This window comes from Gemmata sp. SH-PL17, assembly GCF_001610855.1.
Taxonomy (GTDB): domain Bacteria; phylum Planctomycetota; class Planctomycetia; order Gemmatales; family Gemmataceae; genus Gemmata; species Gemmata massiliana.
Genome location: NZ_CP011271.1, coordinates 7558803 through 7577097 on the forward strand (window position 1 = coordinate 7558803; position 18295 = coordinate 7577097).

The window sequence follows — 18295 nt, forward strand, 5'->3', positions numbered from 1 at the left end:
CCGACCAACGCGCGGTGTAAGAATGAGCAGCGCGAAGAAAAAGTTACGAACGCACGTCGCGCATCTCACTTCGATTCGCACACATTACACACCGCCCTACTCGCTTGTCTTGCACGCGATCTCCGGTCATGCTGACGTGAACCGACCGGAGCCAACACCGTGACCGAACAAGAGTGGCTGGACTGCACCGATCCGACGCCGATGCTGAGGTTCCTACAGGGAAAGGCGAGCGACCGGAAGTTGCGGCACATTATGGTCGATTACGCCCATGCACTACTGACTTGGCATCACGACGCTGCCACCCGGGAGGTCATCACCATTCTGGATCGGTATGCCGAGGGGCGCATTGCAGGCGAGGGGTTATACGACGCACTCCGGCCGTTTGCCGCATCGTGTCAAGTGCTGGTCGACGAAGGGTACCCCTGGTCAGTGCAGGAGGCTCGCCCTCTTCATGCCCACGTCGAGTCTGCCGCCTGTTGGCTCATCCGGCGGTTCCTCCCGCCCGAGGTGACCGTCTCCGGCCTCTCCGATCTGAGTGGGTTGCGGCTGTCCCCAAAAGACGCCGACACACTCGACTACTTCCAGTGGCTTGTCTGCGAGACGCTTCGGGATGTGATGGGGATTGCTACGTTCCGCCCCGTTACCTTCGATGCGGCGTGGCGAACGCCCGCAGTCGTTGCCACTGCCGAAGGTATCTATCAAGACCGTGCCTTCGACCGTATGCCGATCCTTGCCGACGCTCTTCGAGACGCCGGGTGCGACGACGTCGACATCCTGAACCACTGCCGCAGCCGCAGCGGGGCATCGCACGTTCGAGGCTGTTGGGTAATCGATTTGCTGCTGGGAAAAGAGTAGCTCCGCTGCCCACTGCAAGGCGCCTCAAGAAGAAGCATTTTGCTATCGGCCGATGGACGAGCAGGTGGGCGTCACACGACACGAATAAAGCGCTCCCGCCCGGCGACTGGTTCACCGGGCGGGAGCGCAGATGATTGTCACTACTTAGGCGGCATCTTTCCCGGAACGACCGTTCCACCGGGAACCACCGTGCCCGGCTGAACGGTCCCCGGCATCAGCGCCGGACCGCCGGGGTAACCCGGTTGGCCAGGATAGTACGCACCCGGAGGGACACTATAGCTGGAACCGCAACCGCCACACGGCGGCGGGGGAGCACACGCAACCGTAGCCGACTTCCGACCGCGTTTCTTACCACATGCCGAAGCGTCGTCCGCGAACGCAGCGAATGAAGCAACGCTCAGAGCGAAGAGAGCGAGGGTACGCATCATGATACCTCACGGGTGCGAGACGCCCAAAATGGCCGTCCCTGCCAAAAAGTGAGCAATCAACGCGCCCATTTTTGGCCATTTTCGACATTCTCCGCTCATTTTGAGGATACCCCTCACTTCAGTTGTTACGGCAAAAAATTCCCGCGAGGGATTTCGCCCCCACGCGGACAATATCCGGACGATGAGCGACGGCGACCCTTGGCACGAGCGGGCGATCCGCGACGCGGTCCTGGCCGGCGACGCGACCGCGTGGCGCCAGTGGTTCGATGCGCACTACGAGCGCCTCGCTGATTACGTCCGCTGGCGCTGCGGCGGGCTGCGCGACCTGACGGACGACGTGCTCCAGGAAACGTGGTTAACGGCCGTTCGGCGGGTGCGCGCGTTCGACCCGGCGCGGGGCGCGTTCTTCCACTGGCTCTGCGGGATCGCGTCCAACGCCGCCCGCAACGCGATCCGTTCCCGATACCGGCAAAACGCGCGACTCCGACCGCTCGCGCCGGGCGACGACCGCCCCGGTCCGGACGCGCGGGCCGAAATCGAAAAGGCCGAGTGCGTAGCCGCGGCGCTCGCGGCACTACCCGACCACTACGAGGCCGTGTTGCGGGCCAAATACCTCGACCGGCAAACGGCCGACGAGATCGCCGCCGCACGCAACGATTCGCCCAAAGCAGTGGAATCTCTGCTCGCACGCGCCCGACAAGCGTTCCGCGCGATTTACGAGAACGGCCATGAGTGACGCACTACCCCCTGACGACCTCGACGACCTACTAGCGCCCCCACCGCCATCGACTGACACGGCGTTACGAAGCGCGCTCCTGCGCGCCACTCAGCGCCGCGTCGGTCGAACCAAGTGGGTCCGGCGCGCGGGCAAGGTCGCGGCCGTGGCCGCGGTGTTCGTGGTGGGCGTCGGCGTTGGGGCACTGCGTACACCGCCCGAGCGCGAAAAGGTGGTCGTTACCCGCGAAGTGGAAACGATCGTGGCGACGGTCCCGGTGGTCGTTCCGGTTGTGATCTCCGCGACCGAGCCTCCATCTGTTCCGCCGCCAACGCTCACCGCCGCCCGGCTCGAACTGGACGCGGAACAAGCAGATGGCGCTGCCGCGGCCACGCTCTACCGGCGCGCGGGCGACAAGTATTTGGCCGCCGAACAGGACTACGCGAACGCGGCCCGGTGCTACCGACTGTTTCTTACCCGGGGCGGCGACACCGCGTTGTCGCCGGAACCGGAGGATTCGTGGTTACTCACGTCCCTCAAGAACGCGGCATTCAAGGAGAAGATCCATGCGACGACTGACGGCTAGCGCGCTGTTCGCGCTCACGCTCTGCGCCACAACGATCAGCGCACAGCCCCCGAATCCCGAACCTCAGCCCAAGGCGCTGGGCGAGAAGGTGGATAAGAAACCGGCCGACCCGACGGACGCGGGAATTAGCGCCGCGCTCGCTAACGACGCCGACGTGAAGATGGCGAAGGCGAAAATCCAACTCGCCGAGGCCGAACTCGCGAAAGCGCGCCAGGTCGTCACCCTTAAGGTGCTAACGCTGAAGGCCAAAATCGACCAACTCAAGAGCGAACTGGTCGCAGCCGAGGAGCGCGTCAAGGCAACTAAAGGCATGGTTGATAAGGGGACGCTCCCTCAAGCACCGCTGCTCGTCGAGCGCGAGAAGCTCGCCACGGCGAAGACCGCCCTCGCACTGGCCGAAGCCGAGTGGAAGCTGCTCACGGGCAGCGACAGTGACAAACTCACAGCTCGGGTGGTCGATTTAGTGGCGCTCGAAGAACGCCGTATGGCACGCGAGCGAGATGCCGAACTCGAACGCTTGGTAATTGCCCAACGAGAACTCTTGATTCGCGCACGCAAAGCCCCGGTCGGCGCGATACCGGACCAAATTCGCGCAGCACTTGATAAGCCCGTGAAGCTCGGCGCGAAGGGTGAAAGAGTGCCGTTCGAGAAAGCGTTGGAAATGTTCAAGAAGGAGGCCGGATTGGATGTCCCGGTTCGCGGGTTTCCCATAGCGGAATTTGACGCCGTCACGGGCAGGCAATTGCTCGATTCCACGGGACAACCGCGCACCATCGGGATCATGTCCCAGGGTGAAACGCTTTCAGTCGGCGCCTGGTTCCAGTTACTTCAGGATGAGAACCGCGGGGCGTTTTACGTTCGCGAGTACGGATTGTTGTTCGCGACGACGGCTCCCCCGGATGCGCCGACGCTCACCGAGTTCTGGAAGCAAAAGCCTGTCGCGAAGCCCGAACCGCAATCGGAACCCAAACCCGAACAGAAACCCAAAACCGAACAGAAGTGATTCTCCCCGCGTGCGCACGAGTCGTGCGCACGCGGAGGTTCTGGTTACTGGTAGTCGTAACCGATGTGGAACGTCACGCGACCGTCGGGCAGCCGGCGGATGTTGGTGATGTACACGGTCGAACCGCCCCCCAACTGGCTCTTGCTCGACGGGATCGTGTACGGCGTGAAGCTGTCGTTCGCCGCGCTGGGGTACGGCACCGAACTCAGGTGAACGTTCGGTCCGCGTGCGCCTTCGACGCCGTGCGATTCTTCCAGAACCGGCTTGTTGTTCACCACACGCCAGACCAACAGCCCCTCGCCCGGCAGCTTCTCGTCCCACCCCGTCTTCTTGCGCACTTCCAGCAGGAAGTACTCGCTCCCGTCGGGCCGCACCTTGATCTTGAAGCACTGCGACGGATCGTTCTCGATCGGCGACAGGATCAGCTTCTGCTTCACGCTCGGGTCGATCACGGTCGGCTTCACCCAGCCGAGCACTTCCTTGCTCCACGCGCTGAAGTGCTGCGGGCGCCCGTTGCCGATCTGGTTGGACATCGCGCACCACTGCCCCACGCCCTCGCTCCCCGGCAGTTCGGGCCGGGCGTACAGGTCCGGCAACCCGAGCATGTGGCCGAACTCGTGGCAGAACACGCTGATGTCGTTCATCGTGCTACCGCCCTCCTGCACGATGAAGTACGGGAGGTTGCGCCCGCCGTAGCTCACGTTGGCCCGGTGCGGCCAGTACAGCCCGCCCCGCGTGGTCTGCACGCGGCCCCCCGCGTACAGGAAGAACACCCCGTCGAACTCCTTGAGCGAGTCCTTCCCGGCCTTCTTCGTGTACAGATCGAGCGCCTCGGTCAGCAGCGCTTTCTTCTCGCCGGCGCTCGTGCCGCTGCCGCTGGAGTAGTCCATGCGCTTCTTGGACGCTTCCACCCACCCCACGAACTTCCCATTGATCTTGAACGTGCCGTAGCTGAGTTCCTTGTAGTAGTCGTTCATGCTGCCGAAGACCTGTTGCCCGGTCGCGTTCTTGTCCTTGTACGTCCCCAGGCTGAACATCGAGTCTTCCCAGGACTGGTCCTCGATCTTCGGGTTGTGCTTCACGTCCGGGTACTCGACCCCGATGATGGCGAGATTGTATGTGGGCTTGCGCCACGAGCGCGGCAGCCGGTCGTCCCAGCCCATGCCCTTCCCACCACCACCGCCCGCCTCGGCCGCCATCGGACTGGTTGCGGCTTTCAACTTGGTCGTGATGGTCTTGGGGCTACCGCCACGGGACACGGTGAACGCGACCGAATCGCCGGCCAGCTTGCTCCGCAGTACGTCCCGTACCCACGCGGCGGTCGTTGCAACTTCGCTACCGAGTTTGAGTACCACGTCGCCTTCTCGTAACCCGGCTTCTTCGGCCGGCGAATCGGGCGCAAGCGCCTCGATCACCGGGCGCCCGCCCTTTTCGCCCACCATCACGCCGAGGTACCCGGCCGCGAGGTTAAACGAACCCGACGTTGTGGGCGAATCCTTGACCGTCTTGGCGGTTTTCACCGTCTTGTAGCCGCCCGGGGTGGGGAACGGCGCGACTTCGGGTTCCGCCCGGCCCGCTCCGGCCAGCAACAAAACCGACAGCGATGCGAACGTTCCGAGTGTGAGGCAGCGAGTGTGCGTCATGTGGCACGCGCGAAGAAGGTGAAAATGAGAAACGCGGGGAGTAGTCGCGTTGTAGCCCATGAGATGTGAAGCGGAAATGAAAAACGATCGTTACGATCGCTTGTTTTGATCCCCGGTCCGGGTTAAGAATCCCGTTCACTGCCCGAACCCGGAGCCGACACGTGCGCATTCCCCTTCTCACCGTCCTGACCACCATCGCCCTCGTACTCGCCCCGGCCCGCGGAGCGGATGAAACCACGGAAAAGGAACTCAAACGATTCCAGGGTGAGTGGAAAGTGGTCGAACTAACGAAAGACGGCGAGACGCGGAAGCGCGACAAGCTCAAGGATCAAGCCTGGTCGTTTAAGGGTGATAAGCTGGTCCCGCTCGACAACAAAGACGACGTGGCCACGATCAAGATCGACCCGAGCAAAAAGCCGGCGGCGCTGGACATCATTGATAAGAGCGGCGACCGGGTCGAGAGCATTTACAAGTTCACCGGAGACGACAAGCTCACGATCTGTGGGCAGACGGACGGCAAGCGCCCAACCGAGTTCGCGGCGAAAAAAGGCTCCGGGGCCATGCTGTTCGTGCTGGAGCGCGTCAAGAAGTGAGGCGCGCCGCGGAGCGCCGGGTGGGGGCTTCCTTTTTCGCGCGTCGCCGGTTACGCTCTTCACGTCTCCTACTCACTTCGGGAACCTCACCCCATGTTGAAGCGCCTCGCGTTACTCGCGTCCGTCGGAGCCGCGTTCGCTGTTGTTGTGTACGCCTCCGCGGACAAAGCGGCCGATGAGTCCAAGCAGTTGCCCGTACCCGAGATGAAGTTCAACGACGTCAAGGAAATCGCTCCGGGCGTCTTCTTCCGCTACTCGTCCATCGCGGCCAACGACCCGAAGATCCCGTTCGGCGGGAGCAACCACACCTGGGTCGTCTTCAAAGATTACGTCGTGGTGATTGACGCGAACTTCCCGAAGGAAGCCGCCGACGTGATCGCGGACATCAAGAAGACCACGAAGAAGCCCATCAAGTACGTCCTGGACACCCACCACCACGGCGACCACGCCTACGGCAACACCATCTGGGCGAAGGAGGGCGCGCAGATCGTCGCGCACAAGAACGCCGCCCGGTTGCTAAAAGCGAACGGCCCGAAGCAGTGGGAGGACGCCGCAAAGGACCGCAAAGACATCAAGGACAACGAACTCAAGCAGGTGGACATTTCCTTCGACGACAAGTTCGAGCTGAAGGACGAAACGCAGCACGTCGTCTTCATGCACTTCGGGCACAGCCACACGTCCGGCGACGCGAGCGCGTACCTGCCGAAGCACAAGATCCTCTGCACCGGCGACGCCTGCGTGAACGGCGCGTTCAACTACATGGGCCACTCCAACTCCGCGAGCTGGATCAAGTGCCTCGAAGCGATGGGCAAACTGGAAATCGATCTCATCTGCCCCGGGCACGGGAAAGTGGCCCGCAAAGACCTACTCGCGAAGGAGACGCGGTACTTCACCGAGCTCCGCGCCGCGGTGAAGAAGGGGATCGAAGACAAGAAGTCGATCGAAGACATCACGAAGGGCCTGGACTTTCCGTGGTACAAGGAGTGGACCGGCGTCGGCGTGGCGGAAACCGACATGAACAAGGACAGCGTCAAGCACGTGTACAACGAGCTGATGGGCAAGATCGACCACGACCGGCTCGGCGCGGCCCCCTCCCCGCTCGACTGGCGCACGGCCCCCACGGGCGTCGCGGCCAAGTAGCACCGCCCTACCCTTGCGAGTGAGCGTGGGAATGTCCTACGCTCACTTCATGACTCACCGCGTGCTCCCCTCCACCGCTGATCTCGCCAAGTTATTCGCGCTCAAGTACGGCGATCTCGCCACGACGGGTCCGAACCCGCGCCGCCGGCACGCCCACAATTATTTCCTGCCCGCGGACGTGTACGAAGCGACCGTGGCGAACGCCGTGTTTCCCGGCTGCGTCTGGCTTGATGTGGGCGGCGGGGCGAGCCCATTCCCCGATAACGCTAAACTCGCGGGCGAACTCGCCGCGCGCACAAATCACTTCGTAGGGGTCGATCCCAGCGCGAACGTCTTCGACAACCCGTACACGCACGAGAAGCACCAGGCCTTCATCGAAGACTACACCGCCCCCGCACCCTTTGACCTCGCGACGCTCCGAATGGTCGCGGAGCACGTCACCTCGCCGACCGCAGTTATCAATGCACTCGCGCGACTCGTGAAGCCCGGTGGGTTAGCGATCGTGTTCACGGTCGATCTGTGGTCGCCGATTACATTGGTGTCACGTGTGGTTCCGTTCGACCTGCACTACCCAGTGAAGAAGCTGCTTTGGGGCGGCGAGGAGAAGGACACGTTCCCGACCGCGTACCGGATGAACACGCGCCGCGATCTCAAGCGCCTCTTTGCTCGGGGCGGGTTCTGCGAATCGGAGTTCGCGTGGGTCGACGATTGCTCCGCGCTCTCGCGCTTCCCGCTCTTAAACACTGTGGAATTGGTGACCCGGAGCGCGCTACGAAAAGTGGCACTGCGCTACCCCGAATGCAACTTGCTGGGTGTTTATCGCCGGAAGTGAAGCCACGGAGTGAGTGTTTTGTGTGCGGCCCCGCGGCTCATGTCAGCAAACCGCGGAGCTCCTCATTCACCGGTTACTGACCACCGTCCGCTTGCGAATCGCACCTGTGTGGAAAACGCCAACCGCCTCATCTAAACTCGGTCCAAACGACCTGGTCGTCGTACAACTCCAACTCTTCTCGCAGGATTTCTCCCAGCCGGATGATGTCCTCGAAGCGGAAATACACACTATTGAAAAGCAGATCGGGAGCCGCTGACAGTTTCAGATGGTAGCTCGCCACGCCATTCGCGTCGTGGTGCGTCCAAATAACTTCATCAATCTCGGCCCAACGACAAACCTGCGGAGTACCGCGGTAGACGTAAACCAGCCCGTCCCGGAAAACCAACAACCGCCGGTCGCGGCCGATGTATTCCCAAACGAAGTAAACAACTCCAAGAATCAAAAACAGCACCCCGGCCCCGAGAATGATCCCGCGGGCCGTTGAGGTGATCCCGTCGAAAACGATCACGTCCAGGGCGATCAACACTGCCAAAACGAACCCGAACAAGCTGCCTGCGGTCAACATGGCCGCGTAGTACAAGTACGCTTGCCGGAAGGGAAGCACGTCCTTCAGTGGCCCCAAGGTGCGCGCTTCCGGAGGTATTTCCTCGATCTCCGCCATTCTGCCCCCTCGTGGTATCGGTCGAACGTGTGGCCTACTGGACCGGTCTAAAATTTACTCGCTCTCCGATACTAGATCAACACCCTCGCACTCGATCGCAGCCGCGGCCCTGGGACTGCGGCCGCGATCGAGCGCGCGGGGGCGACGGCGACGGCGGTGCTATCGCCCTACAGTTGACGGGCCGCAACTTTCGTCGCGACCGGCTCGCAGAACCGGGACGCCTCTCCGGTGGAAGAGGCACCGTGGATTTCCAGTTACCCCCCCCGAATACAGCTCTTCGTAATTTCCGCTACCGTCATTTGTTAGGGTCGATCTCGGCACCAGAAATTTGACAACACCTCAAAGCGCTCCCAGAGTTCAGGCGGGATTCTACGGCGATTCTCCCTCCGCCCCGAAAGTGGGCCGCCCCAAACGCGCCATAGCACGCGCGGAGCCAGCCTATGCCCGCGACAGTCAAAAACGCCCGACTGCCGTCCGTGCCCCGCTACGAGTTCGGCGCCGCGATCGGTTCCGGCGGCATGGGGACCGTGTACCGCGCCCTCGACCGCACCACCAAAGGGTTGGTCGCGATCAAGGTGCTGCGGACCAAAATCTCCGAGAACCACTCCGTTCACCAGCGCCTGTTCCAAGAGTTTCGCGCCGCGACCCAACTCGAACACCCGAACATCGTCCGCGCGCTCGACATCGGGATCGACGGCTCCATCAGCTACCTCGTGTACGAACTGGTTGAGGGCGCCAACCTCGGCGACCGGATCGTGGCCGCGGGCAAGATCCCCGAGGCCGAAGCGGTCCGGGTCATCACGCAGGTGGCCCAGGCGCTCCACTACGCGCACCTGCACCAGGTCGTCCACCGCGACATCAAGCCGGACAACATCCTCGTGCTACCGGACGGGCGCGCGAAGCTCACCGACTTCGGGCTGGCGAAGGACTACAACAACGACCTCGACCTGACGAGCCACGCCAGCGCGCTGGGCACGCCGAACTTCATGGCCCCGGAGCAGTTCGGGAACGCGAAAACCGCCGACGCCCGGTGCGACGTGTACGCACTCGGAGCGACGCTTTACAACGCGGTGACCGGGAAACTGCCGTTTCACGCGAAATTCCCACTCGCGATCCTCGCGCGCAAAGAAAAAGAAACGCTCTCCGCCCGGTCCGTGGTGCCCGAACTCAGCGAGCGCGTGGACGCGGCCATTCGGAGCGCACTGCACGTTGACCCGGACCAGCGCCCCCAATCGTGCCTGGAGTTCTTCAAGCTGCTCACCACGCGGTCGAAGTTCGAGGCGGATGTGCCGGACCTGAGCACGCTCCAGTACAAGAAAACGGCTGGTCCGAGCGACCGCCGCGGCTGCATCCGGCACGCGCTAGATATGGGTACGTGTGGCGTGATCGATACCTCGGCCACGGGCACCGGGAACCCCGAGAGCGAGGAGATGTGGCCACTGGTGGTTCGTGACGTATCAACGAGCGGGTTGGGCGTACTCCTCGCGCGCCGGTTCGAGTTGGGGACCGAACTGACGATCGAGTTTTTGACGGGTGAGTCCGAAGTGGCCCGTCTCGAAGTGCGCGTGGTGCGCATCGAACCAGAAAAAGCCGGGCACTGGATTCACGGGTGCGTGTTCAAGACCAACCTGAGCGACGACGAACTCGAAGACCTAATCAAGTTCGCCTGAGATAACCGGTTCGTCGCGCGGATCAGCGGCGAGACGAACCGAGCACCGACCCCACTACTTCGCGCCCGGCACCGACCGGCCCATCGTGCGCAGTAGCAGTTTCATGTCCTCCCACGTCTCGCGCTTCACTCGCTCGGTCGCGTCCTTCTCGATGTCGTTCGGGTGGTGCGTACAAATCAGCGGCACCCCGCGGTACTCGTGAACCTGCCCGCGCAGCGCGCTCATCGTGAGGTTCTTTCCGGTCAGTAGCTTCGCTGCCGTGAGCCCCAGCGCAACGACGTACTTGGGGTTCACCAGCTCGAACTGTCGGCGGAAGAAGTCGCGACAGTTTCCGCACTCCGCCATCGTCGGCGCGCGGTTCCGCGGTGGCCGGCACTTGATGATGTTGAGCAGGTACTCTTGCGACGACGGCAACTGGCACGCGGCAATAATGCGCCGAAGCAACTGCCCGCCCTTACCGACGAACGGCTCGCCCTGCGCGTCCTCTTCGGACCCGGGAGCATCCCCGACGAACGCGACCTCCGGGTCGAGCGGCCCGGCCCCGAACACCGGTTGCGTGCGGACCGCGAACAGTTCGCTGCACTTGTCGCAGTTCTCGATTTCTTTCGCGAGAACGGTTAGTTCCTGGCGCCGCGTTTCGATCGGGTTGGGTGCGTTCGGCACGGCCTCAACGGGCGCAACAAATATCGGCGGTGCAACGAGGCGACGGGGAGCGAGACGCTCGCCACGCGGTACGAGCAATACTCCCGCCGCACGAAGCGATTCGAGGTGCGCCCGCACCTGTTGAACCAGATCAACCGCACCGTCCGCCGACATGAAACCACCCCTCAGCACACTCAAACTTCACCCCAACGTACCCCAAATCCCCGCGGCCCAGCAATGTCGGGATCGTGGGGCCGAAAATCGCACTCTCACGGTTGCAAAACGACTCTGGCCCGGAACTACCATCGGCAGTTCCGGGCCAGAGAACGTCGAGGATTTCTTCTGAAACATGTCCCAGAAAGAGAACCCGTATCAACTGCCGGTGCTCACTTCTTCTTTTTGGTGCTCTTTAACTCGAAGTTCACGTTCTCGTTCACGCCCTCTTTCAGCGTGATTTTGAGCGTACTCTGCTTGTTGTACTCGTCCGGGACCAGTTCCTGGAGCGTGTCCACTTCCGGACTTTCCTTCGTGTCGAACATCTTGTGCTTGCCGACCACCTTCGACGCATTGATGGTGACCGTCATTTCACCGACAGAGGCTTCGACCTTGTACTTACCCTTCTCGATACCCCCGCCGACACTCTGCCCGGCGCCACCCGCCGGGTAGAACTGGATGATCCCGTTCTCGACGGGCACGCCGTCCAGGGTCACGGTACCGGTCACTTCGGCTTTCGGCGTCCCTCCGCACCCGGCCAGGAACGCGCTGGTCAGGACAACGGCGGCGAACAGGGCACGGGTCCACATTCGGCTTCGGTTACTCATTGACCATGTCTCCGTGCGTGGCGGTTCCCAGGGCCTTCCATGCGACCGCGTTGATCGAGTTCGTGTAGAACGCGACCGAGCCGTCGCACCGCACGGCGTTCACCCCGCCCGTGTGCTTGCTCCGGGCGCTCATCAGGTTGTCGCCGGCCTGGACGCAGGGCATCGTCTGGTCCGGGTTCGCGGCCACGCTCGGCCAGCACACGTTCGAGTTCCGGTCGATCCCCGCGTTCGGGGTATTGAGCGTCATGAACCAGTGCGAGTTGCCGTCGTTCATGACGTCCCCGCGGCCGTCGCTGGCGTTGTCCTGGGCGGGGAGCCGCGTTTCGGACAGCATGAGCGTGTTCGACGTGCCGTCGCTGATCCCGACCAGCGTGCGGCGGTACGGGACGTAGCCCCCGAACCCGCCGCTGGAGACCCACCCGAACGGGCCGTCGGCGGGGTCGACGCCGGTGCCCTCGGCGAACAGGTAGTTGCCCCCGTAGTTCGCGACGTAGTTCCCGCGGACGCGGTAGTACGGGTCATACGACCACAGGGCGCCCGGCCGGTCGCTCGGGCAGTAGTACATCTTCTGCGGGAGCGCCACGAGCCCGGTGAACTGGTTCATGACGCAGTTCGGCGACTCGTAGAACCCGCCGTTCCGGTTGTACTGGTTCGCCAGGGCCGTCTGTTCCAGGTACGACCAGAGTTCGACGTAGAACGTCCGGCGCGGGGTGCGCTGGCCCGCGTAGGGGAGCGTGTTGTTCGCGTCGTGGTAATTGTGCATGGCCAGCCCCCACTGCTTGAGGTTGTTCTGGCAGCTCATGCGGGCCGCTGCTTCACGAACCTTTTGCACCGCGGGGAGCAGGAGCCCGATCAGAATGGCGATGATGGCAATGACGACGAGTAACTCGATCAATGTGAATGCGCGGTTCCGTCTCATTCAAGACTCCAGACCTAGAGAGAGAAATAGATCCGAACGAGCCCACACGCTCGTGTGCCGAAGATTTGAAGTTCTGAAAAATTGCGCGCTCGCGCCGGAGGTGGGGTACCACCTCGAACGGGGCCGCTCTTTAAAAAGTCCTCAAAACCGGGGCGAGTTAGTAGGCGATCGGCGGCAAGGCGGGCGGGGCGATGGCGGGCAACCGAACCGAATTGAGCGAGGTGTGTATTTTACGGACGGGGGTCCGGGAAAAGCAAGGGGACTGGCCAGCTTAAAATAGCTTAATCAATCAAGTAAAATTAATAATCAATGTCTATTCCCGGAATGAGCAAGTCGCGAACGCATTCGTTGCACCGGTGAGGCACATTCATATAAGTGCGTTCGCGAACAGAATCATCTGCTCATTTATGCGGCACCCGCGCCGCTCACATCGCCATCGTGACCGTCTTCACTTCGGTGTAGAGTTGGAGCGCGTACTGCCCCAACTCGCGCCCGATGCCCGACATCTTGAACCCGCCGAACGGCGCGCCCGCGTCGAACACGTCGAAGCAGTTCACCCACACCGTCCCGGCCCGCAGCCCGTTCGCCAGGCGCAGGGCCTTTTTCACGTCCTTCGTCCACACCGCGGCCGCGAGGCCATACTGAGTGCGGTTCCCGCGTGCGATTACCTCGTCGGTATCCTTGAAGCGCAAGATGCTCATCACCGGCCCGAAGATCTCCTCTTGTGCGATCTTCATGTCGTCCTTCACGTCACCGAACACGGTCGGCTGCACGAAGTACCCCTTCTCGCCCACGCGCCCGCCACCCGTGAGCATCTTCGCGCCGTCCTTCTGCCCCGCCGCGATGTAACCGAGCACGCGATCGAACTGCTCCTGGCTCACTTGCGGCCCCTGCTCGGTGTCCGACGCGAACGGGTCGCCGACCTTGCGCCCCTTCGCCTTCTCGACGATCTTGGCGACAAACGCATCGTACACCGAGTCCTGCACGAACAGCCGGCTCCCGGCGCAGCAGCACTGCCCCTGGTTGAAGAACAGCCCGAAGTACGCCCCTTCGACCGCGGCGTCGAGGTCCGCGTCGGCGAACACGATGTTTGGGGACTTCCCACCGAGCTCCAGTGACACGCGCTTGAGGTTGGACTGCGCCGCGGCGGTCATCACGATCTTGCCGGTCCCGGTTTCGCCCGTGAACGCGATCTTGTCCACGTCCATGTGTCCGGAGAGGGCCGCGCCCGCGGTGGGGCCGTACCCCGGGACGACGTTAATCACGCCGTCGGGGAACCCGACTTCCTGTGCAAGTTGCGCGACGCGGAGCGCGGTCAGCGGGGTCTGCTCGGCGGGCTTCAGCACGAGAGTGTTGCCGCACGCGAGGGCCGGTCCCCACTTCCACGCTTGCATGAGGAGCGGGAAGTTCCACGGGATGATCTGCCCCACGACGCCGATCGGTTCGTGCCGCGTGTACGTGAAGAACGGGCCGTTGATGGGGATGGTCTGGCCGAAGATCTTGTCGGCCCAGCCCGCGTAGTAGCGGTAGCAGGCGATGCTGAGCGGTAGGTCGGCGCCCATCGCGTCGTTGAGGGGCTTGCCGTTGTCGAGCGATTCGAGCGCCGCGAGCTCCTCTTTGTGCTCCTCCACGGCGTCGGCGAGCTTGTTGAGCAGTCGGCCGCGTTCGCTCGCGTTCATGCGCGCCCACGGTCCGTTTTCAAACGCCTCGCGCGCGGCCCTAACCGCGAGATCGATGTCGGCCTTGTCCCCCTCCGCGATGTTGCAGATGACCGACCCGTCCGTCGGGTCGGTGGTGGCGAACGTCTTCCCGCTCGCGCTGTTCACCCACTTGCCGCCGATCAGCATCTTCTGATCGACGACGCGGGGCTTGGTGCGAGCGGGTTTCGTGGCGGGCGCGGTGGCGGTGGCCATGAGAGGAACTCCGGGAGAGTGACGAACGGTACCGGTCGCCATTGTCTCCCGGGGCACGTGCGCGTCAAGAAGTTGGTGGCCGAACACCGTTCGTACACGCGCCGAGCGATCTTGAGACAGTACCGATCCCGCCGATCATTTTCGCGCCGCTACAAGTCACATATTCGCTTCAAGCCAGTGGACCATAAAAGTCGACCACTTCTGAGACAATCAGTTCGGTGCTGTGGTCGGTGTATCCCGGCGGGGGCCGGGATCGCCCAGAGGGGATAGGTAACTCGGGGGAATCGCTCATGAGAACGAGACTGCAAAGATTGGGGCGCGGAGCGGCGCTAGCGCTCCCTCTCGCACTGGCGGCGTGTCAGACGCTCATTAAGCCACCGGAGCCGTGCGGGGACACGGGCGGACTCACGCCCGCGTGTCACAAAGATCCCACCCTCGAAGCGGTGGCCAGTGACATCGATCACATTGAGAAGCACATCGACCTCTGGGGGAGCATCACCACGAAGCACCCTGACGTGTGGGGCTCAGCCCGCATGACCAAGTACCAACAGGACGTGGAAACCATCTTTGCTCTGGAACTCAAGAACCCGGCCAAAATCGACGAGAAGGTGACCGCGTTCCAGGGCGCCCGCGCGCGGGCCGATCAGGCGTTCCTCGCGCAGGCTGTCGCGATCAACGCCGCCTTTTCTGGGCGGCAGGCGGCGCTACTCGACCCGAACCCGGTCACAGTTGTAACGGGCACACGAACGCTAACGTCCAATTCCACCGGTGACTCGACGGGCACGGTGGGTATTGGCAACTCTACCGACAACGAGGCGGGCAAAGACCCCGTCGTGAAGAACAACCAGAAGAGTTCGACGGATACCACATCAAAGGCCAATACCGGTGATGATTTAAAACAAACATTTAATACGGCCGTACCGAAAACTGTTGAGATCCCCAAGGGCGCGACGATCCCCAGCGATTTCAGGACTTTCGTGGATTCTAAGATGGACGTGACGCGGACCGTTCCACGGCTGCCCGAACTACCGGGGTTCACCGGCCCCACGGGTCTTCAGCTCGAACCGACGATCATCCTCGACGAGAAAAAGCGGTTTCTCGATCACCTGAACCAGATCCGCCGCGTCAACGAGGGGGACGACACTGCCGACTCGCCCGGGTACGCCCTGTACCTAGTGCGAGTGCCGGTCTCGGTGCTCCCGGGCAAGCGGACCGATTCCGGCCACGGGGCGGAAATCATGATGTCGGTCAAGCCCATTATCGGCGACGACCTGCTGCCGAGCACGTTCCGCAGCCTCGTCACCAACGACATGGTCGATCAGTTCAGCGAGCTGATGACGGTCGCGCTTAACTCGGATCGCGAGTCTCTGATCGCCGCCCTCGGCGACAAAGCCGGCATATCGGCCGATAAAGTCGCGGCCGCTCGGGAAAAGTACCCCAAGGCGACGGAGAAGGAATATCTCCAAAAGATGGTATCACGTGTGCGCCCCAAATACACGGCCGCACGACCGTCGCGCCACGCCGAATACGCGTTCCCGATGAACCACCTCGAGGAGTTGTTCGGCGAGACCTTCGTTCAATCGCTCGTCGTCGCTGCTATGGCCCACTACAGGGTCGAACTCGAACGGGACCAGGTGATTCACCTGCACGACACCCGCGCAGCGGTCCGCGAACAGGTCGTCGCGGGGTACCGGTTTCTGACCACCGCCAACCCGCACACATGGGCACTATGCACGCACGACTTGGCCCGGGCCGTTCGCGACGTGAACGGTACCACCGGGGGTACCACGATTGCCCATTACCGTGCCCAGTACGATAAAATGCTCGCGCGCGAGTCCGGGGGCCAAAAGAGCATCGAGTCCGACCGGCTCGCGATCAAGGCCCTCGGCTGGGCGGTGCTGCTCGAGTCAGCGCTCCTGAACGATCAACTCGTGCGTGATATCAAGGAGACGATGACCCACAAGGGCGCGGTCCCCACGGCGGAGGGGTGGCAGGATTACTTCCACCCGGAGCCGAGCCCGACCGCGCGCCGCGCGTTCAACGACTACGTTGCGTGTCGCTGGCCCATGTACACGTTCGCCGTGGACCCGGTTACGGAGCAGCAGAACGTCCAGGACACGCTCAGCCAGCGCCGGGAACTCCAACTGGCCCTGTCGCTCGCGTTCGCGTCGGGCAACATCTCCGCGGAGAGCTTCACCCGCTTCGCCCGGCGGCTGGAGGCCGACTACCAAACCATCGATCTGAACCGCACCGTGGTCGGGTTCTCGCACGGGGACAACACGTTCGGGTGGCGCTTCTACCCGCGGTTCCAGACCCCGGAGATCCCCGGTAACTTGACCGTGCTGACCCGCGACCTGATCGGCGGGAAGGCGTTCTCCAAGCGGCAGGAGGTCCACCAGCGGCGCCTGGAGCCCGGGCAGCGCGAGTGCGTCGCACTGGTCATCATGCCGTCGTTCGTCCCGTTCGCCGAGATCAACGTGAGCAGTTCGTGGTTCAATCTGAACGACCCCAAGCACAAGAGCCACAGCACGAAGGAGGCGGTGCAACTCAGCCGCCGATTGCACGCGATCGAAACAGTGTGCCCCAAGGGCGACCTGGAGCGCTACCAGGCCGGCGAGCTGAACCGCCTGCAGGCCAAGGCCAAGATGCTCTCGGCCCGGCTCCCGCTCCAGGACATGAAGTTCCCGGTGCCCTATGAGAACACGCTCGGCGGGTTCGAGTTCTTCAACTCGGGTATCACCGACCTGGCCCCGCAGCTCCGCGGCTGGTACGGCGCGGCCGGGTACGAGGGCAAGGCCGTCGAGCTGTTCCTCATGGGGGACAACTTCAGCGTCGTCAACACGAACATCATCGCCGGGGGCAAACAAGTTACGCCCAGGCTCATCAGCCGCCAGGTCGTGAGTGTCACAATCCCAGAGAATGCGGCCGTAAGCGAGGACAAGGCCGGGTTGTACAGCGAGAGCGGCAAGTTCATCGACGTCCGCCTGGCCACGCCCTACGGGGTGGGCGGGCCGCTGCGCATCCCGGTTCTCGGGCCGCCGCCGGAACCGGCGCCGGCGCCGAAGAACCCGGTCCCGCCCGTCCTCAACAAGATCGGCGACAAGCAGACGGTCGTCCTTGAGCGCGACACGGATCTCGTGCTCACCGGCACCGACTTCACTGCCGACACCCGTGTGTTCGCCGGGGGCAAGACCTGTGTGGCAGAGGTGTTGAGCCGTACGGTCGTAAAGGTGACCGTACCCAAGACGATCGTGCCGTTGCGGAAGGACGGAAAACTGTACGTGGAGGTCAAGGTCGCGACCCCTTACGGCGCGAGTGACCCGATCGAGGTTCCTGTGGTGCAGATCCCCGCACCGCCCGTGATGGCCACACCCAAACCGCCGGCGGCGTTCAGCGCCCCGACGCTAACGGTCGCCTTCCGCTACAAGAACCTGGGTATCGAGGCCGTCGAAGAACCGAACCGCCGGCCGGAACTGACGATCGCAGTGACCGACCCCGACGCAATCAATCTGCTCCAGGGTAAGGGGACTGCAACCATCGAACTTAAAGCCGATGGGATCGGCACGATCTCACTCGACAACGTGGCTTATAACGCGGAAGGGAAGCAACTGAGTGGCTTCTCGCTGGCCCTGATGACGAAAATCGTGGGTACTTGCGCGGCGCAGTTCGGCCCGGAAAACGTGAACCCGCCGGTACCCATCAAATTTGCCAGCGCGATCAAGGTGGACGGCAAAGCTCTCGAGATCGCTAACGGCCTCACCGTGAACTGGGTTCGCGTCCCGACCGAGAAGAAGTGATTGCAACAGAATTCGTGGCACCCAAGCCGTAACCCGTTCTCTCCCTTCTGCCCCGGTCGGTGCGCCTCGTGCGCGCC

Annotated in this window: 15 protein-coding genes; 9 read left to right on the forward strand and 6 right to left on the reverse strand. The window is 62.9% G+C overall.

The annotated features are described in order from the left end of the window. The first annotated feature begins 159 nt into the window (after window positions 1–159). The 4 genes from VT84_RS41400 (at window position 160) to VT84_RS31330 (ending at window position 3587) form a co-directional block, all read left to right on the forward strand. Window positions 160–855: a hypothetical protein gene (locus VT84_RS41400; protein WP_239465514.1), complete on the forward strand. Its 696-nt coding sequence runs from the start codon at window positions 160–162 to the stop codon at window positions 853–855. A gap of 609 nt (window positions 856–1464) precedes the next feature. Continuing rightward, on the forward strand, window positions 1465–2019 hold the full coding sequence (locus VT84_RS31320) for an RNA polymerase sigma factor (protein WP_082842288.1): 555 nt from the start codon (window positions 1465–1467) through the stop codon (window positions 2017–2019). Next, window positions 2012–2584 carry a hypothetical protein gene (locus tag VT84_RS31325; protein ID WP_082842289.1) on the forward strand — a complete coding sequence of 191 codons (573 nt, stop codon included), beginning with the start codon at window positions 2012–2014 and terminating at the stop codon, window positions 2582–2584. The genes VT84_RS31320 and VT84_RS31325 overlap by 8 nt, the downstream gene beginning before the upstream one ends. Continuing rightward, entirely contained in the window at window positions 2565–3587 is a 1023-nt protein-coding gene (locus VT84_RS31330) for a hypothetical protein (protein WP_157470042.1), read from the forward strand. Before VT84_RS31325 ends, VT84_RS31330 begins: the two co-directional genes overlap by 20 nt. A 44-nt stretch (window positions 3588–3631) precedes the next feature. Here the strand turns inward: VT84_RS31330 and VT84_RS31335 are convergent, their stop codons facing one another. Next, window positions 3632–5230: a M6 family metalloprotease domain-containing protein gene (locus tag VT84_RS31335; RefSeq protein ID WP_162271902.1), complete on the reverse strand. Its 1599-nt coding sequence runs from the start codon at window positions 5228–5230 to the stop codon at window positions 3632–3634. A 161-nt stretch (window positions 5231–5391) separates the two neighbouring features. Here VT84_RS31335 and VT84_RS31340 point away from each other — a divergent pair, with 161 nt between their 5' ends. The 3 genes from VT84_RS31340 (at window position 5392) to VT84_RS31350 (ending at window position 7795) form a co-directional block, all read left to right on the forward strand. Then, the gene (locus VT84_RS31340; protein WP_162271903.1) at window positions 5392–5823 is read left to right on the forward strand and encodes a TIGR03067 domain-containing protein; all 432 of its coding nucleotides are present in this window, start codon (window positions 5392–5394) and stop codon (window positions 5821–5823) included. 93 nt (window positions 5824–5916) lie between these two features. Further along, window positions 5917–6963 (forward strand): MBL fold metallo-hydrolase, encoded by a 1047-nt coding sequence (locus VT84_RS31345; protein WP_052557187.1) that lies wholly within the window; start codon window positions 5917–5919, stop codon window positions 6961–6963. A 31-nt stretch (window positions 6964–6994) separates the two neighbouring features. Beyond that, entirely contained in the window at window positions 6995–7795 is an 801-nt protein-coding gene (locus tag VT84_RS31350; RefSeq protein ID WP_082842293.1) for a class I SAM-dependent methyltransferase, read from the forward strand. A gap of 127 nt (window positions 7796–7922) precedes the next feature. Here the strand turns inward: VT84_RS31350 and VT84_RS31355 are convergent, their stop codons facing one another. Further along, complete coding sequence (locus tag VT84_RS31355) at window positions 7923–8456, reverse strand: hypothetical protein (protein ID WP_082842294.1); 534 nt, start codon at window positions 8454–8456, stop codon at window positions 7923–7925. 440 nt (window positions 8457–8896) lie between these two features. Here VT84_RS31355 and VT84_RS31360 point away from each other — a divergent pair, with 440 nt between their 5' ends. Further along, window positions 8897–10126, forward strand: a complete 1230-nt coding sequence (locus tag VT84_RS31360; protein WP_052557191.1) for a serine/threonine-protein kinase — start codon at window positions 8897–8899, stop codon at window positions 10124–10126. 54 nt (window positions 10127–10180) lie between these two features. Here the strand turns inward: VT84_RS31360 and VT84_RS31365 are convergent, their stop codons facing one another. From VT84_RS31365 to VT84_RS31380, 4 genes are all read right to left on the reverse strand, one after another. Further along, window positions 10181–10942, reverse strand: coding sequence for a uracil-DNA glycosylase family protein (locus VT84_RS31365; RefSeq protein WP_052557193.1), 762 nt, complete (start codon window positions 10940–10942; stop codon window positions 10181–10183). Window positions 10943–11154: 212 nt separating this feature from the next. Beyond that, window positions 11155–11589, reverse strand: a complete 435-nt coding sequence (locus VT84_RS31370; protein WP_157470044.1) for a hypothetical protein — start codon at window positions 11587–11589, stop codon at window positions 11155–11157. Then, window positions 11582–12508 carry a DUF1559 domain-containing protein gene (locus VT84_RS31375; RefSeq protein WP_082842296.1) on the reverse strand — a complete coding sequence of 309 codons (927 nt, stop codon included), beginning with the start codon at window positions 12506–12508 and terminating at the stop codon, window positions 11582–11584. The genes VT84_RS31370 and VT84_RS31375 overlap by 8 nt, the downstream gene beginning before the upstream one ends. A gap of 425 nt (window positions 12509–12933) precedes the next feature. Next, the gene (locus tag VT84_RS31380; protein WP_082842297.1) at window positions 12934–14421 is read right to left on the reverse strand and encodes an aldehyde dehydrogenase family protein; all 1488 of its coding nucleotides are present in this window, start codon (window positions 14419–14421) and stop codon (window positions 12934–12936) included. Window positions 14422–14711: 290 nt separating this feature from the next. Between VT84_RS31380 and VT84_RS31385 the strand changes: the two genes are divergently transcribed. Further along, window positions 14712–18218 carry a hypothetical protein gene (locus tag VT84_RS31385; RefSeq protein WP_157470046.1) on the forward strand — a complete coding sequence of 1169 codons (3507 nt, stop codon included), beginning with the start codon at window positions 14712–14714 and terminating at the stop codon, window positions 18216–18218. Window positions 18219–18295: the final 77 nt, after the last annotated feature.

What these genes read in the sequence shown, in the direction of transcription:
- VT84_RS31320 (WP_082842288.1), top strand. Translation starts at nt 1,465, where the DNA reads ATGAGCGACGGCGACCCTTGGCACGAGCGGGCGATCCGCGACGCGGTC.
- VT84_RS31325 (WP_082842289.1), top strand. Translation starts at nt 2,012, where the DNA reads ATGAGTGACGCACTACCCCCTGACGACCTCGACGACCTACTAGCGCCC.
- VT84_RS31330 (WP_157470042.1), top strand. Translation starts at nt 2,565, where the DNA reads ATGCGACGACTGACGGCTAGCGCGCTGTTCGCGCTCACGCTCTGCGCC.
- VT84_RS31335 (WP_162271902.1), bottom strand. Translation starts at nt 5,230, where the DNA reads ATGACGCACACTCGCTGCCTCACACTCGGAACGTTCGCATCGCTGTCG.
- VT84_RS31345 (WP_052557187.1), top strand. Translation starts at nt 5,917, where the DNA reads ATGTTGAAGCGCCTCGCGTTACTCGCGTCCGTCGGAGCCGCGTTCGCT.
- VT84_RS31350 (WP_082842293.1), top strand. Translation starts at nt 6,995, where the DNA reads ATGTCCTACGCTCACTTCATGACTCACCGCGTGCTCCCCTCCACCGCT.
- VT84_RS31355 (WP_082842294.1), bottom strand. Translation starts at nt 8,456, where the DNA reads ATGGCGGAGATCGAGGAAATACCTCCGGAAGCGCGCACCTTGGGGCCA.
- VT84_RS31360 (WP_052557191.1), top strand. Translation starts at nt 8,897, where the DNA reads ATGCCCGCGACAGTCAAAAACGCCCGACTGCCGTCCGTGCCCCGCTAC.
- VT84_RS31365 (WP_052557193.1), bottom strand. Translation starts at nt 10,942, where the DNA reads ATGTCGGCGGACGGTGCGGTTGATCTGGTTCAACAGGTGCGGGCGCAC.
- VT84_RS31370 (WP_157470044.1), bottom strand. Translation starts at nt 11,589, where the DNA reads ATGAGTAACCGAAGCCGAATGTGGACCCGTGCCCTGTTCGCCGCCGTT.
- VT84_RS31375 (WP_082842296.1), bottom strand. Translation starts at nt 12,508, where the DNA reads ATGAGACGGAACCGCGCATTCACATTGATCGAGTTACTCGTCGTCATT.
- VT84_RS31380 (WP_082842297.1), bottom strand. Translation starts at nt 14,421, where the DNA reads ATGGCCACCGCCACCGCGCCCGCCACGAAACCCGCTCGCACCAAGCCC.
- VT84_RS31385 (WP_157470046.1), top strand. Translation starts at nt 14,712, where the DNA reads ATGAGAACGAGACTGCAAAGATTGGGGCGCGGAGCGGCGCTAGCGCTC.